The 14,176-nt window shown below is 70.9% G+C and carries 11 protein-coding genes; 9 read left to right on the top strand and 2 right to left on the bottom strand.

The genetic code is table 11. The features are described from left to right. Positions 1-31 precede the first annotated feature (31 nt). Genes QMK34_RS15485 through QMK34_RS15475 form a run of 3 tightly spaced genes read left to right on the top strand, consistent with a single transcriptional unit; the run spans position 32 to position 6,786 of the window. Positions 32-1,510: a hypothetical protein gene (locus tag QMK34_RS15485; protein ID WP_326414675.1), complete on the top strand. Its 1,479-nt coding sequence runs from the start codon at positions 32-34 to the stop codon at positions 1,508-1,510. Between the two features lie 56 nt (positions 1,511-1,566). Beyond that, positions 1,567-2,307 (top strand): hypothetical protein, encoded by a 741-nt coding sequence (locus QMK34_RS15480; RefSeq protein ID WP_442785156.1) that lies wholly within the window; start codon positions 1,567-1,569, stop codon positions 2,305-2,307. Between the two features lie 12 nt (positions 2,308-2,319). Next, positions 2,320-6,786, top strand: coding sequence for a hypothetical protein (locus QMK34_RS15475; RefSeq protein ID WP_326414652.1), 4,467 nt, complete (start codon positions 2,320-2,322; stop codon positions 6,784-6,786). A 154-nt stretch (positions 6,787-6,940) separates the two neighbouring features. Here QMK34_RS15475 and QMK34_RS15470 read toward each other — a convergent pair whose 3' ends face one another. Further along, positions 6,941-7,585 carry a LysE family translocator gene (locus QMK34_RS15470; RefSeq protein ID WP_326414651.1) on the bottom strand — a complete coding sequence of 215 codons (645 nt, stop codon included), beginning with the start codon at positions 7,583-7,585 and terminating at the stop codon, positions 6,941-6,943. 71 nt (positions 7,586-7,656) lie between these two features. Between QMK34_RS15470 and QMK34_RS15465 the strand changes: the two genes are divergently transcribed. The 6 genes from QMK34_RS15465 (at position 7,657) to QMK34_RS15440 (ending at position 12,822) form a co-directional block, all read left to right on the top strand. Next, positions 7,657-8,838 (top strand): winged helix DNA-binding domain-containing protein, encoded by a 1,182-nt coding sequence (locus QMK34_RS15465; RefSeq protein ID WP_326414650.1) that lies wholly within the window; start codon positions 7,657-7,659, stop codon positions 8,836-8,838. 137 nt (positions 8,839-8,975) lie between these two features. After that, positions 8,976-9,977 carry a type I glyceraldehyde-3-phosphate dehydrogenase gene (gap, locus tag QMK34_RS15460; protein WP_326414649.1) on the top strand — a complete coding sequence of 334 codons (1,002 nt, stop codon included), beginning with the start codon at positions 8,976-8,978 and terminating at the stop codon, positions 9,975-9,977. A 2-nt stretch (positions 9,978-9,979) separates the two neighbouring features. Next, entirely contained in the window at positions 9,980-11,188 is a 1,209-nt protein-coding gene (locus tag QMK34_RS15455) for a phosphoglycerate kinase (RefSeq protein ID WP_326414648.1), read from the top strand. 79 nt (positions 11,189-11,267) lie between these two features. Continuing rightward, entirely contained in the window at positions 11,268-12,053 is a 786-nt protein-coding gene (gene tpiA, locus QMK34_RS15450) for a triose-phosphate isomerase (RefSeq protein ID WP_326414647.1), read from the top strand. Between the two features lie 133 nt (positions 12,054-12,186). Beyond that, a complete protein-coding gene (gene secG / locus QMK34_RS15445) occupies positions 12,187-12,417 on the top strand; it encodes a preprotein translocase subunit SecG (RefSeq protein ID WP_204090114.1) in 231 nt (76 codons plus the stop codon). Positions 12,418-12,480: 63 nt separating this feature from the next. Continuing rightward, positions 12,481-12,822 (top strand): RNA polymerase-binding protein RbpA, encoded by a 342-nt coding sequence (locus QMK34_RS15440; protein WP_326414646.1) that lies wholly within the window; start codon positions 12,481-12,483, stop codon positions 12,820-12,822. Positions 12,823-12,939: 117 nt separating this feature from the next. On the opposite strand, the gene QMK34_RS15435 is transcribed toward QMK34_RS15440, so the two are convergent. After that, positions 12,940-13,989, bottom strand: coding sequence for a sensor histidine kinase (locus QMK34_RS15435; RefSeq protein WP_442785155.1), 1,050 nt, complete (start codon positions 13,987-13,989; stop codon positions 12,940-12,942). Positions 13,990-14,176 lie beyond the last annotated feature (187 nt).

Below are 14,176 nucleotides of genomic sequence, written 5' to 3'. Positions count from 1 at the left end.
ACTAGCCTTTCCTGCTGTGCGTGACGACGAGATGATGGGCGCGGGCCTGGCCGACGAGGGGCTGACCCGGCGGCTGAAGGCGCTCGCGTGCACCGCGCCCCTGCACGACCTGGACGCGCGCAAGGCCAAGCTGGACTGGGCCGACGCGACGATCTACCAGATGGCCGAGATCGCGCTGCACACGATCGACCAGGTCACCGTGTCGATGGACTTCGACACCGGGGCCGACCACGAACAGGTGATCGTGCGCCTCCTGCCCTTCATCGCGATGCAGGCGCCGGGCCGCGCGGCCGACGAGCACGTCAAGGTCGCCCGCTGGGTGCTGGACAACCTGATCAACGTCGGCACCACCGACCGCGGCTTCCGGCGGGTCTACGGCTCCATCGGGCCCGGTGGCGGCTACCAGCGGCGTCAGTTCGACTTCAAGCTGCTGGTCGAGCTGGCCGCGCCGGACGGCGAGGTCTACCTGCGCTCCACCGACGAGGCGATCAACGTGCTGGTCGGCGCCCTCGACACCGACGTCGAGTCGGCCCAGATCGCGGCCGAGGTCAAGCTGGAGAACCTGATCGCGCGGGGTCGTCTGGCCGACGCGAAACTGGCCGCCGAGCAGGCCCGCTACCGCACGGTCCAGTACGGCGAGACGCTGCGCGCGAAGCTGGACGCCACCCGCCGGGACGTCCGGGCCGTCGACTGGGAGCGCGAGGTCCCCGAGCTGCTGGACTCCGCGCTCACCCACATCGAGTCCCGCTTCCGGGCGGAGAACGCGATCCTCAAGAACATCACCGCCGCCCGCGACGAGGCGGAGGACCCGGACCGCAAGCGCCGCGCCGCCGAGCTGGTCGACATCGTCGGCGACTGCATCCGCCGCCACACCCGGCTCCAGTCGCGGCTGCAGGACGCCGGGGCGGTGTTCCGGGCCGAGCAGGACCGCCAGCAGTTCTCCGGCCCGCCGCAGCGCGCCACGCTCGACCTGTTCGGCCAGCTCCTGGTCCCGACGCTGGGCCTGCCGCTGGCCGACGCCGTCGCACCCGCCGAGTCGTTCTTCCACGCCGTCGCGGGGATCACCCCGCCGATCGTGCCTTCGCTGTCCTCGCTGGTGTCGCTGCTGCTGCGCCCCGCGCCCGAGCGTGACCAGCTCGTCGGGGAGATCCCCGAGCCCGAGTTGATGCCCGCCGAGGAGACCGACCGCTTCGGTGACGAGCAGTGGCGCCAGGCCGACGCGCTGCTCGACCTGCCGGAGGTCCCGCGCCGGCTGTCCGGCCTGCTGGAGGAGGCCCGCCGGATCGACCGCGGGCTCCCGGGCCTGGTCGCGCTGCGTGCGCTCTACGCCTACAGTCCCGAAGTCGGTGCCACGCTGCGCCAGGGCGGCCACCGGGTGCTGCTGGCCGTCGACGACGGCACGCTGCTGGAGGACCCGGAGTTCGGCGGCGCGGACCTGCTGCTGTACTCGGCCGGGGTCCAGCGGGCCGCTGGCGACGGAACAGACGAAGCAACCGAGGAGGTCGCGTGAGCGTGTCGTTCAGCTCGGGGGACGCGGAGGCCGCCGCCCGGCTCGTGTCGTTCGGGATGCGCCCGAAGCAGCTGCCCGCCCGTGACGTCGTCTACGGCGATCTCGTGCGGCGCTACGGCGAGGACAGCGCGTTCAAGCAGCTCACGCACGCGGTCGCGAGCGGCCTCGGGCTGATGGTCCTCGAGGTCAACATGCAGGCGGGCGCGGTGCTGGCGGCGACGGACGAGTCCATCTTCGAGATCAAGATGGACAGCTACGCCCGGCAGAGCAAGATCCGCGAGCGCCGGGAGACCGAGAAGGTCCTGCACGGGCTCATCCACCTGGCCGCCGCGGCGCTGGCGTACCCGCGCCCCGACGACCTGGCGAACGACACCTACATCGGCCGGGTCAGCGTCGAGCAGGTCGACGCGATGGTCCGCGAGGCCTGCCGCATCCTCGACGAGCGCGCGGCCGAGGCGGAGGGCAACGCCGACCCGCTGGCCGACGCCCCCGAGCTCGAACAGGCCTGGCGTGCCTACGCGCGCCGCCCGGCCGCGGCGGCCACCAAGGACGGCAGGCTCGCCTCGGACACCACCAGGGGCATGGTCGCGCGAGCACTGCGCTTCCTCACCGAACAGGGCTTCCTGGTGCAGGTCAGCGGGGAACAGGGCGGCACATACCGGACGACACCGCGCTATCAGATCCAGGTGCGCGAACTGGCCGCCGACGCGGCCTTCGACGACCTGCTGGCACTCGACGTCGTCTCGGTCGCCACCGGCGCCGGGACGCTGCGCGCGGCCGCGTCGGACATGCTCTAACGAGGGGATCGGATGTACGAGCTTTCGCGGGTACGCCTGCACTCCGTGGGCCCGTCGGGCGCGCGGTACCAGGACGTCGTGCTGGACCTCAGCGAAGTGGGCAAGGCGGTCACCGCGCCCAGCCAGGACGCCCTGTTCAGCGCCGGGATCCACCTGGCGGGCCAGAGCGTGCCGCGGCGGCCGTCCCCGGCGAGCGTGCTGTTCCTGGAGAACGGCGGCGGCAAGTCCGTGCTGATCAAGCTGATCTTCTCGGTGATGCTGCCCGGCCGCCGCCAGGTCGTCGGCACCACGAACACCAAGGTGCTGGAGAAGTTCGTCGCGGCCAAGGACGTCTCGCACGTCGTGCTGGAGTGGCTGCACGTCGAGACCGGGCACCGCGTGCTCACCGGCAAGGTCTCCGAGTGGCGCGGGCACGTGGTCTCCTCGGACTCCGAGAACCTGATCGACTCCTGGTACTGCTTCCGCCCGACGCCGACGCTGGGGCTCGACACCCTGCCGCTGACCGCCGACGGCCGCCTGCTCACCATGTCCGGCTTCCACGACCAGCTCAAGGACGTCCACGCCGCCGAGCCCGAGCTGGAGCTGTTCTCGACGCGCCGCCACCACGAGTGGACGTCCAGGCTCGACGGCCTCGGCCTGGACACCGAGCTGTTCCGCTACCAGCGCGCGATGAACGCCGGTGAGGGTGAGGCCGCCGACGCGTTCGCCTTCGGCACCGACGAGGCGTTCGTCGAGTTCCTGCTCAAGGCCGTGATCTCCGAGGACGAGCCGAAGGACCTGGCCGAGGTCGTCTCGACCTACGCGCACAACCTGGCCCAGCGCGGGGACCTGATCTCCGAGCGGGACTTCGTCGCGGGCGCCCTCGAACTGCTGGGCCCGCTGGCAGGCGAGGAGGGCGTCGCCGCCGCTTCCCGCAAGCTGGCCGCCGCCGCGAAGGCCGACATGCGCGAGCTGGCCGGGCGGGTCGCCGCCAGGGACAGGCTGGAGAACGACCGGCTGAGCGGGCTGGAACAGCACGTCGACGAGGTCAAGTCGGCCGAGAAGCTGGCCGAGGGGGACCACCGCAGGCTCGCCGCCGCGGTGACCGAGCTGCGTCGCCTGGTCGGTGCGCTGCGGCTGGAAGAGGCCAAGGAAGCCAAGAAGCGTGTCGACGCCGGCCTGACCGAGGCGAAGACGTCCGCCGAAGCTTGGCGCGAGTGCGCGACGGTGCTGAACCAGCTCAACGCGGCCCGCAAGGCGCGGGACTTCCGTGAGCTGGTCGGCAGCCGGGAGCAGAAGGCCCAGCCCGCGCTGGAGGCCCGCAACGCGGCCGCCAACGCACTGGCCCGTGGCCTGATGGCGCTCGCCGGGGACGCGCAGCAGCAGGCGGCCAAGGCCGAAGCGCACGTCGCCGCCTTGCGCGCGGAGGCGGAGAAGGCGCAGTCCGGGCGTGACGAGGCGGCCAACCTGTCCGCAGGCCGCCGGGCCGAGGCCCGGGGGCTGACCGGCCGGATCACCGAGGTCCGCGAGGAGATCACCGAGGCCGTCCGCGCGAAGACGCTCTCGGCCGGAGCTGACGTCGCCGAAGCGGCCAGGTCGGCGCGGACCGCCGCCGAAGCCGCCGCTGACGAGCTCGTCCGCCGCGAGCAGGAGCTCGAACGGGTGACCGAAGACCTCCGCGCGGCGCAGACGACCGTCAACGAGGCGCACCAACTGGCAGGCTCGACCGCGGACCGGCTCGACCGCGCCGCCGACGAGCTCGACAGGGCTCATCGCCGCACCGACGCGCTCGCCGTCGAGCCGCGGCTGACGGAGCTGCTGGGCGCCGAGGACATCTCGCTGGAGAACGACGTCCCGGTGTTGCTGGAGCGGCTGCGCGAGGCGCGGGCCGTGGTCGAACGCGAGCAGACTTCCCTGCGCATGGAGGAATCCGCCGACGAGCGCGCGCTCGCCGCGCTCGGTTCCGGCGGCTTGCTGCCGCCGCCCGAGGACGTCCAGGCCGCGCTCGACGCGCTGGAGGAGGCCGGGGTCACCGCCTGGTCCGGCTGGCGCTATCTGTCCAAAATGGACTCGCCTCGGCGCGACGAGGTGCTCCGGCGGGCGCCGCAGCTGGTGTCCGGGGTGCTGCTCAACGACCCGGCGCACGCGGGGCGCGCCCGGGAAATCCTGGCGCAGCGCCGATTGCTGCCGAGCGCGATCATCCCGGTAGGCACCACGGCCTCGATCAACGACGGCTCGCTGACCGAGGTCGCCGGGATCGAGTTCCTCGTGCCGCCGAACCCGGCGATGTACGACGAGGAGTCCGCGGACGCCGAGCGCGAGGCCGTCGCGAAGCGGCAGGACGAACGGCAGAGCCGCCTGGAACGGCTGTCGAACTCGCTGTCCGAAGACGGTTCCCTGTCCTGGAAACTGACCACTTGGCGCGAGGACTACCCGCCCGGCAGCATCGCCACGCTCGCCGAGCAGGCGCAGACGGCGCGTACCGCGGCCGAGGCGGCGCGGACCGCGCTGGATCAGGCGAACGCCGAGTCCGCCAGGCTCGGCGAGAAGACCGTGACTCTGCGCGAACGGATTCCCTTGCTGCGCAACACTTCTGCCGAGATCGGCGAGAAAGCGCGCAAGCTGGAGGCCCTCGCCGCCCGGTCGTCACGGATCACCGAGTGGACCGAGGACGTCGAGCGTGCGGCCGAGATCGCCGAGCGCGCCGACGCCACCGCCACCGAAGCCGCGGCGAAGGCCTCGCGCCTGCGCGAGCAGGCGGGGGAGGAACAGCGCACCGCCGACGGGCACCGCCGCACGGCCACGACCGCGAAGGCGGAGTTGGCCGAGGTCCCGGGCGCGGGCGACCTCTCGCAGGACGCCGACGCGCCCGCCGAGCCGGTCGACGCGCTGCGCCGGACCTTCGCCTCCGCCTCGGAGGCGTACGCGAAGGTCGAGGTCGGCAGCGACTTGCGGGCCGAGCTCGAACAGGCCGAGACCGCCGAAGCCGCCGCGCGGTCCGCCGTGGAAGGCCTCGACGACGCCGTGCGGGCGCGGGCCGCCGAGCTGTTGGAGACCCCCGACGGTTCGGACGCTTCGGCGCGGGCGGCGGCCCAGTCGCGCGCCAACCGGGCGGTGGCGGTGCTCGAGGACGAGCGCGCCGAGGTCATCGGCCTGGTCGCGACGCGCAAGGCGGAGCTGGACGTGCTCCCGCAACAGCCGAGTTCGGTCGCCCCGGCCGAGCGGCCGCGCGACATCGAGCACGGCCTGGAACTCATCGACGCGGCGAGCCTGGAGGCCTCCGGCGCCGCGCGGAAGTGGGAGGAACTGCGGGAACGCCGCGCCGCCGCTGAGTCCACTTTGGACTCCGCGCGGATGTCGGCGTCCGGTTTCGGGGTACTGGCCGAGTCGATGGCCCACCTGGCCCCCGAGGCCGAACCGGACCAGGTCTTCGACGGCGACGTCGAAGCCGCCCGCACCCAGCATTCCCGGCTCAACGCGGTGTTCACCGAAGCGCAGGACGCGGCCGACGCGGGCGACCGCCGGGTGCGGGCGGCGGCCGACCAGCTGGCCCAGTACGCGACCGAGAAGCGGTTCGAGAAGCTGAGCACCCCCGTGCGCCAGCAGGTCATCTCGGTGCGCCGCGACCAGCTGCCCGCGCACGCCGCGGAATGGGCCGAGGCCCTGCGCCCGCGCCTGCGTTCGCTCACCGACGACCTCGCCCAGATCGACCGCCACCGCGGCGGCATCATCACCCGCCTGCAGGGCATGGTCGACGGCGCCCTGCGCACCCTCCGCTCGGCCCAGCGCGTGTCCCGGCTGCCGGACGGCCTCGGTGACTGGTCGGGCCAGGAGTTCCTTCGTATCCGGTTCACCGAGCTGGAGGACAACGTTCTTGCCGAGCGCCTCGGCGAGGTCGTCGACGAGGCGGCGATCGGCAAGACCGCGGACGGCCGCGACATCAAGCGCGACGGCCTGTCCCTGGTGTTGCGTGGCGTGCAAGCCGCGGCCCCCAAGGGTTTCCGCGTGGACATGCTCAAGCCGGACTCGGTCCTGCGCACCGAACGCCAGCGCGTCTCGGAGATCAGGGACGTCTTTTCCGGCGGCCAGCAGCTGACCGCGGCGATCATCCTGTACTGCACCCTGGCGGCGTTGCGCGCCAACAACCGCGGAAAGGTCCGCAACCGGCATTCCGGCGTCCTGTTCCTCGACAACCCGATCGGCCGCGCGTCGGCGGGCTACCTGCTGGAACTGCAGCGCGCGGTCGCCGAGGCACTGGGCGTCCAGCTGATCTACACCACCGGCCTGTTCGACGCGGGCGCGCTCAGCGAGTTCCCGCTCATCGTCCGCCTGCGCAACGACGCGGATCTGCGAGCCGGCCGGAAGTACCTGTCCGTGGACGCGACCATCCGCAACTCCGTGGACGAGCTCGGCGACCCCGACGGCGTCGCCCGCCTCTCGGCGACCCGCCTGTTCTCCCGTCCCGCCGAGGAGCCGGACCCCGCCGTTTCCACCGCCTGAGCCACGGGATCCGGACCCGGCGACCCCGCCGGTTGGTGGCGGCCTGGTATCGGGGTCCCTGAAGGCCACCATGACGGCGTTAGACGCCGTTGCGTGGGGGCGCCATCAAGAGTGGCCTTCAGGGACAGTCGGAGTTGTTGCGGCGTGAGGCGTACTAGTCCTTGCGGCCGGTGAAGGCCAGTGTGGTGCCGAGGCCGATCATCATCAGCCCGCCCGTCCCGCCGACCAGCTCCAGCCGCCGCGGTGACCGGGCGAACCAGTCCCGCGCCTGGCCCGCGACGACCGCCCAAGCGCTGTCGCAGGCCAGTGCGATGACCGGCAGGCAGAGGCCGAGCAGCAGCATCTGCGCCGGGACCGAACCGGCCGAGGAGTTCACGAACTGCGGCAGGATCGCGGCGAGGAACACGATGGACTTCGGGTTCGCGAAGCCGACCACGAACCCGTCGCGCACCACGGCGGGCGCGCGGCCCGGGGTCGTGCGGACCTCCGAGGTGAACGCGGCGGTCAGGCGGTGGCGTTTCCGGATCGCCTGTGCCCCGAGGTAGACCAGGTAGAGCGCGCCGGCCAGCTTGATCGCGGTGAACACCGCGGCGGACTCGCTGACGATCGCGCCGAGCCCGAACGCCACGGCCACCACCTGGGTGTACACGCCGATCGCGTTGCCGACGACGGTGAGCAGCGCGTCGCGCCTGCCGATGGTGAGCGCGCGGCTGATCGTGAACAGCACGCTCGGGCCGGGCACGATGACCATCAGGAACGTGAGCGCGGCGAAGGCCGCGAAGTGACCACCGGAAACCATGCGCCGAGCGTAGAACCGCCGGCGCGCGAAGCCCACCGGTTTTTGTCGGTGCCTGCTGGTAGGAAGATCCGGTGACCCTCAAGATCAGTGTCGAGCAGCGCCGGGCCAGGCTGGCCCGCCGCCACTGTCTCGCGTCTCCCGCGGGCTCCGTGGTGGAGGCGGCCGACGGGGTGGTCGCCCTGCACGCGACAGACCCGGCGACGGTGTACCTCTCGGCGCGGGCCCGGCGTGGGCACTCCCCGGTGGGGGAGCTCGAAGCGGCGCTGTACGACGAACGCGCGGTGCTCCGCCTCCTCGGCATGCGCCGCACCATGTTCGTCGCGAGTCGTGAGGTCGCGGCGATCGTCCAGGCCGGTTGCTCGGCCGATGTCGCGGTGCGGGAGCGTCGTCGCTTGGAGCAGCATCTCGGGACACAGGGTCATCCCGAGGACTTGCCCGATCCGGGCGGCTGGCTCGCGGAGGTCGAGGAGTCCACGGCGCGGGCGCTGAAGGCCCGCGGCTCGGCGACGGCGCAGCAGCTGTCCGAGGACGAGCCGAGGCTGCGTCAGCAGCTGCTCATGTCCAAGGGCAAGCCGTACGAGTCGATCGGGAACATCACCAGCCGGGTCCTGCTCCAGCTGGCCGTGGACGGCCGCATCGTGCGCGGCAGGCCGAGGGGCTCGTGGATCAGCAGCCAGTACCACTGGGCCCCGCTCGAGGGCTGGCTGCCCGGCGGCCTGAAGGCCTGGGAGCCCGGCGCCGCCCGCGTCGAGCTCGCGCGCCGATGGCTCTCGGCCTACGGCCCCGCCCCGGTGGCCGACCTGCGCTGGTGGACCGGCTGGACGGCGGGACAGGTGAAGAAGGCGCTGGCGGCGCTCGGCCCGGTCGAGGTCGATCTCGACGGCGTGCCCGGGGTCGTGCTGCCCGAGGATGTCGAGCCGGCCGGGCGGCCGGAGCCGTGGGTCGCGCTGCTGCCGGGCCTCGACCCGACGCCGATGGGCTGGAGCGAACGCGGGTGGTTCCTCGGCGAGCACCGGGACGCGCTGTTCGACCGCAGCGGCAACATCGGGCCGACGGTCTGGAGTGACGGGCGCATCGTCGGCGGCTGGGCGCAGCGCCCCTCGGGTGAGGTCGCCGTCCGGCTGCTGGAGGACGTCGGAGCGGCCGCGGAAGCGGCCATAACGGACGAAAGTGTCAACCTCACGGAGTGGTTCGGCGAAGTGTGTGTGACGCCACGATTCCGGACGCCACTCGAGCGGGAGCTTTCATCTTGATCGATTCTTGACCAGGTGGGCGCAGGGGTGCAAGTCTCTTGGGGCAGTCAAGTAGGTGCAGGCCAGCACGCTAGTGTGAGCCTGAGTCCAGAAGTCTTCCCGGGATTTCCCGGTCGAGTCTCCAAGGAGTGACAGCAGTGACGGTTCGCGTAGGTGTCAACGGCTTCGGCCGGATCGGCCGCAACTTCTTCCGCGCCGTTAAGGCCAGCGGTCACGACATCGAGATCGTTGCCTTCAACGACCTCGGCGACGTCGCCACGATGGCCCACCTCCTGAAGTACGACTCCATCCTCGGCCGTTTCCCCGGCGAGGTCAGCGTCAGCGACGAGGGCATCGTCGTCGACGGCAAGACCATCAAGGCCCTCGCCGAGCGCGACCCGGCGAACCTGCCCTGGGGCGACCTTGGCGTCGACGTGGTCGTCGAGTCGACCGGCTTCTTCACCAAGGCGGAGGCCGCGAAGGCCCACCTCGCCGGTGGCGCCAAGAAGGTCATCATCTCCGCGCCCGCCTCGGGTGAGGACCTGACCGTGGTGCTCGGCGTCAACGACGACCAGTACGACGGTTCGCAGAACATCATCTCGAACGCCTCGTGCACCACGAACTGCCTCGGCCCGCTGGCCAAGGTCCTGAACGACGCCTTCGGCATCGAGCACGGCCTGATGACCACGATCCACGCGTACACCCAGGACCAGAACCTGCAGGACGCGCCGCACAAGGACCTGCGCCGCGCCCGCGCCGCCGCGCTGAACCTGGTGCCCGCCTCGACCGGCGCCGCGAAGGCCATCGGCCTCGTGCTCCCGGACCTGCTGGGCAAGCTCGACGGCTACGCGATCCGCGTCCCGGTCCCGACCGGTTCGGCCACCGACCTCACGGTCACGCTGAAGAAGGCCGCGACGCTCGAGGAGATCAACGCCGCCTACAAGGCCGCCTCGGAAGGCGCGCTCAAGGGCTACCTGCGCTACAACACCGACCCGATCGTGTCCTCGGACATCGTCACCGACCCGGCGTCGTGCATCTACGACGCGCCGCTGACCAAGGTCATGGGCAACACGGTCAAGGTCGTCGGCTGGTACGACAACGAGTGGGGCTACTCCAACCGCCTCGCGGACCTGATCAAGCTCGTCGGCTCGAAGCTCTGAGCATGACCGTCAAGACACTCGAAGACCTGCTGGGCGAGGACGTTGCAGGCCGGTACGTGCTCGTGCGTTCCGACCTGAACGTCCCGCTCGACGGGGAGACCATCACCGACGACGGCCGCGTCCGCGCGGCCCTGCCGACGCTGAAGCGGCTGGCCGAGGCGGGTGCCAAGGTCGTCGTCACGGCGCACCTGGGCCGTCCCAAGGGCGAGCCGGACGCGAAGTACTCGCTCAGCCCGGTCGCCCAGCGGCTGTCCGAGCTGCTCGGCGTGGACGTCCCGCTGGCGGGTGACCTGGTCGGCGAGTCGGCCAAGAAGGTCGTCGGCGAGCTGGCCGAAGGTCAGGTCGCGCTGCTGGAGAACGTGCGTTTCGACGCCCGCGAGACCAGCAAGACCGAGAGCGAGCGGGCCGAGCTGGCCGCCGAGCTCGCCGCGCTGGTGCCGGGCGGGGCGTTCGTCTCCGACGGCTTCGGCGTGGTGCACCGCAAGCAGGCCTCGGTCTACGAGGTCGCGCGTGCGCTCCCGGCGTACGCCGGTGGCCTGGTGCTGGCCGAGCTCGAGGTGCTCAAGAAGCTCACCGACGAGCTCGCCCGGCCCTACGTCGTCGTCCTCGGCGGCGCGAAGGTCTCGGACAAGCTCGGCGTGATCGCCAACCTGCTGACCAAGGTCGACAGGCTGCTCATCGGCGGCGGCATGGCGTACACCTTCCTCAAGGCCCAGGGCTACGAGGTCGGCCAGTCGCTGCTCCAGGCCGACCAGCTGGACCAGGTCAGCGGCTTCCTCGCGGAGGCGGAGAAGCGCGGCGTCGAGCTCGTGCTGCCCGTCGACGTGCTGGCCGCGACCCACTTCGCCGTGGACGCCGAGTTCGAGGTCGTGGACGCGACCGCGATCCCGGCCGACCGGCAGGGTCTCGACATCGGCCCGAAGACGCGTGAGCTGTTCGCGGGCAAGCTGGCCGACGCGGCCACGGTGTTCTGGAACGGCCCGATGGGCGTGTTCGAGTTCGAGTCGTTCGCCGAGGGCACCCGCGCGGTCGCCGAAGCGCTGGTCGCCAGTGACGCGTTCACTGTCGTCGGCGGTGGCGACTCCGCGGCCGCGGTGCGGCAGCTCGGCCTGCCCGAGGACGGTTTCTCGCACATCTCCACCGGCGGCGGAGCGTCGCTGGAGTACCTCGAGGGCAAGGAACTGCCCGGCGTCGCGGTACTCGACAACTAACCCGGTCCGGTAGTTCTCACCACGTATCCGCCGCGGGCTCGCCGAGCCCGTGGCGGATACGCCGTCTGACGGAGAATTCATGGCTCGCAAGACGTTCATCGCCGGCAACTGGAAGATGAACAACAACCACCTCGAGGCCATCGCGCTGGTGCAGAAGATCTCCTTCGCGCTGCCCGAGAAGTACTACGCCAAGGTGGACGTGGCGGTGCTGCCGCCGTTCACCGACATCCGCACGGTGCAGACCTTGACCGACGGCGACAAGCTCCTGCTCTCCTACGGTGCGCAGGATCTGTCCGCGCACGACTCCGGCGCCTACACCGGCGACGTTTCGGGCGCCATGCTCGCGAAGCTGGGCTGCAGCTGGGTCACGGTCGGGCACTCGGAGCGTCGTGAGTACCACGCCGAGACCGACGAGCTGGTCAACAAGAAGGTCAAGGCCGCGCTCAAGCACGGCATCTCGCCGATCCTGTGCGTGGGGGAGAAGCTCGACGTCCGCGAGGCGGGCGAGCACATCGCGCACACCACGAACCAGCTCGTCGAGGGCCTCAAGGGCCTGAAGGCCGAGCAGGTGAAGGACGTGGTCGTCGCCTACGAGCCCGTCTGGGCCATCGGGACCGGCCGCGTGGCGACCCCGGCGGACGCCGAAGAGGTCTGCGCGGCCATCCGCGCGACGCTGGCCGAGAAGTACGGCGCCGAGGTCGCTTCCGTGGTCCGGGTGCTCTACGGCGGCTCGGCGAAGGCCAACAACGTGAGCGAGCTCGTGGCCTGCGAAAACATCGACGGTGCACTCGTCGGTGGCGCCAGCCTGGACGGCGAGGAGTTCACCAAACTCTGCGCACTCGCCGCCGGTGGCCCGCTGCCCTGATCGGGGCCACTACCGGGTAACCTGGGTATTCGGTCCGTCACACAGCAGTGGGCGAGTCCAGGGTACTGTGTGTGATCGAGCGGCAGCTCACAAGCGCATTCGGTCCGCATTCTCCTAGAGCACAGAGGATGACATGAAGCTGTTCCTGCAAATCCTGTTGATCGCCTCCAGCGTGCTGCTGGTGGTGGCCGTGCTGCTGCACCGCGGCCGGGGCGGCGGCCTCTCGTCGCTGTTCGGTGGCGGCATGCAGTCCAGCCTGTCCGGTTCCAGCGTGGCCGAGAAGAACCTCGACCGCATCACGCTGCTCCTGGGCGCGATCTGGCTGATCAGCATCGTGGGGCTTGGGCTGCTGCTCAAGGTCTGATGGACTTCAGTGATTCGGCGTGCCTATGGGGGGCGCGCCGCCGATTCCTAGGTGTGAGGGTTCATGGTTGGCAGTAACGCGATTCGGGGCGCCCGGGTAGGTGCGGGTCCTATTGGAGAATCGGAACGCGGTGAGTCGGCGCCCAGGCGCCGGATCTCCTACTGGTGCGCCAACAGGCACGAGGCGCAGCCGTCGTTCTCGATGGAGGCCGAGATCCCGGACGAGTGGGATTGTCCTCGCTGCGGGCTGCCGGGCGGGCAGGACGAGAAGAACCCTCCTGCCGCACCACGGACCGAGCCGTACAAGACCCACTTGGCTTACGTGAAGGAGCGGCGCAGCGACGCCGACGGCGAGGCCATTCTCACCGAAGCGCTGGAGCGTCTCCGCCAGCGCCGGGAGATCTGAGCTTCCCGCTTCTGATGTAAGAAGGGCCGTGCACCGCCAGTTTCGATCAGGCGGCGCACGGCCCTTCTGCGTCCGGACACCCCGCAACTCGTCGTCGAGTTGCGGGGTGTCCGGGGTTCAGCGGTCCAGCGGGTAGCGGGCACGCACGCGGAAGCCGCCGTCCGCGGTGTCCGCGGTTTCGAAGCTCCCGCCGAGCAGCCGGGCGCGCTCGGCGAGCCCGGTGAGCCCGTGTCCTCCCGAGGGGAGCATGGTGCCCGCGCGTGACGCGCGTTCGTTCCTGACCTCGACCTTCAGCGCGCCGTGATCTCCCTGGATCCGGATGGTCGCCGTCGCGCCGGGTGCGTGCTTGTGCACGTTGGTCAGGCACTCCTGCACGGTCCGGTAGGCCGCGGCGGACACCTGGCTCGGCAGTGCCTCGGGCAGGCGCTCCACGGTGAGGTGCACGGGCATGTCCGAGTTGCGGATCAGCCGGTCCAGCTCGTTGATACCCGGCCGTGGGCCGTCGTCCTCGGCGCCGGAGCGCAGCACGCTCACCAGCGAGCGCAGCTCTTCCAGGGTTCTGGTGCTGAGCTGGCGGATGACCTGGGCGGTCGCCAGGGTCTGGGCCTCGGCGGATTGCGCCTGGAGTGCCCCCGCCTGCATGGCGATGAGGGTGATCTGGTGGGAGACGACGTCGTGCATCTCCCTGGCGAGCCGGGCGCGCTCCTCGGCGCGGACGACGTCGGCGTGGAAGCGGCGTTCGCGGTCCCGGCTGGTGGCCAGCTCGGACAGCTTCTGCGAGATCTCGCTGCGCGCCCCGATGAGCAGTCCGATGGCGATGGGCATACCGGCGACGATGACCCCGTAGATCGCGTTGAGCAGGTGCTCACGCCAGGTCAGCTGGACGAAGTCGGCCAGCGGCCACTGCACGAGACGGCAGGTGAAGACCAGCGCCGCGCCGACCCAGGTCTGCCAGTGCATCTGTTTGCGAGTGGCCAACATGCCCAGCGCGATCATCGCGGCCAGCTGTGACCAGCCTGCCAGGAAGCCCGGCACGGTGGCGATCACGGTGAGGAACGGCAGCTTGCGGCGCGCGGTGAGCGCCAGGCAGGCGAAGCCGCAAAGGTAGATCGAGTAGGGCTGGGCCTTCTCGGGGAAGACCAGCCAGACGTCGAGAACAGCCAGCATGATCGCGACGGCGTCGACGACGTAGCTCAGTACCGCCGGTCGCCGCCAGGTACCGAAAATGCTGGTCGAGATGGTCTTCCTCGTCCGATCGGCAACCCCCGCGCCGGGGTTGCCCACCGAGATTCGTGGAATGGAGAGTCCCTCTGTGCTCATGGCTCGGACCTCACTCGTCTTGTGGACTTAGTGG

Source organism: Amycolatopsis sp. H20-H5 (assembly GCF_035828755.1).
Lineage (GTDB): Bacteria > Actinomycetota > Actinomycetes > Mycobacteriales > Pseudonocardiaceae > Amycolatopsis.
The sequence above is the reverse complement of the archived record's forward strand: the minus strand, read 5'-3'. Positions and strand labels throughout refer to the sequence as shown.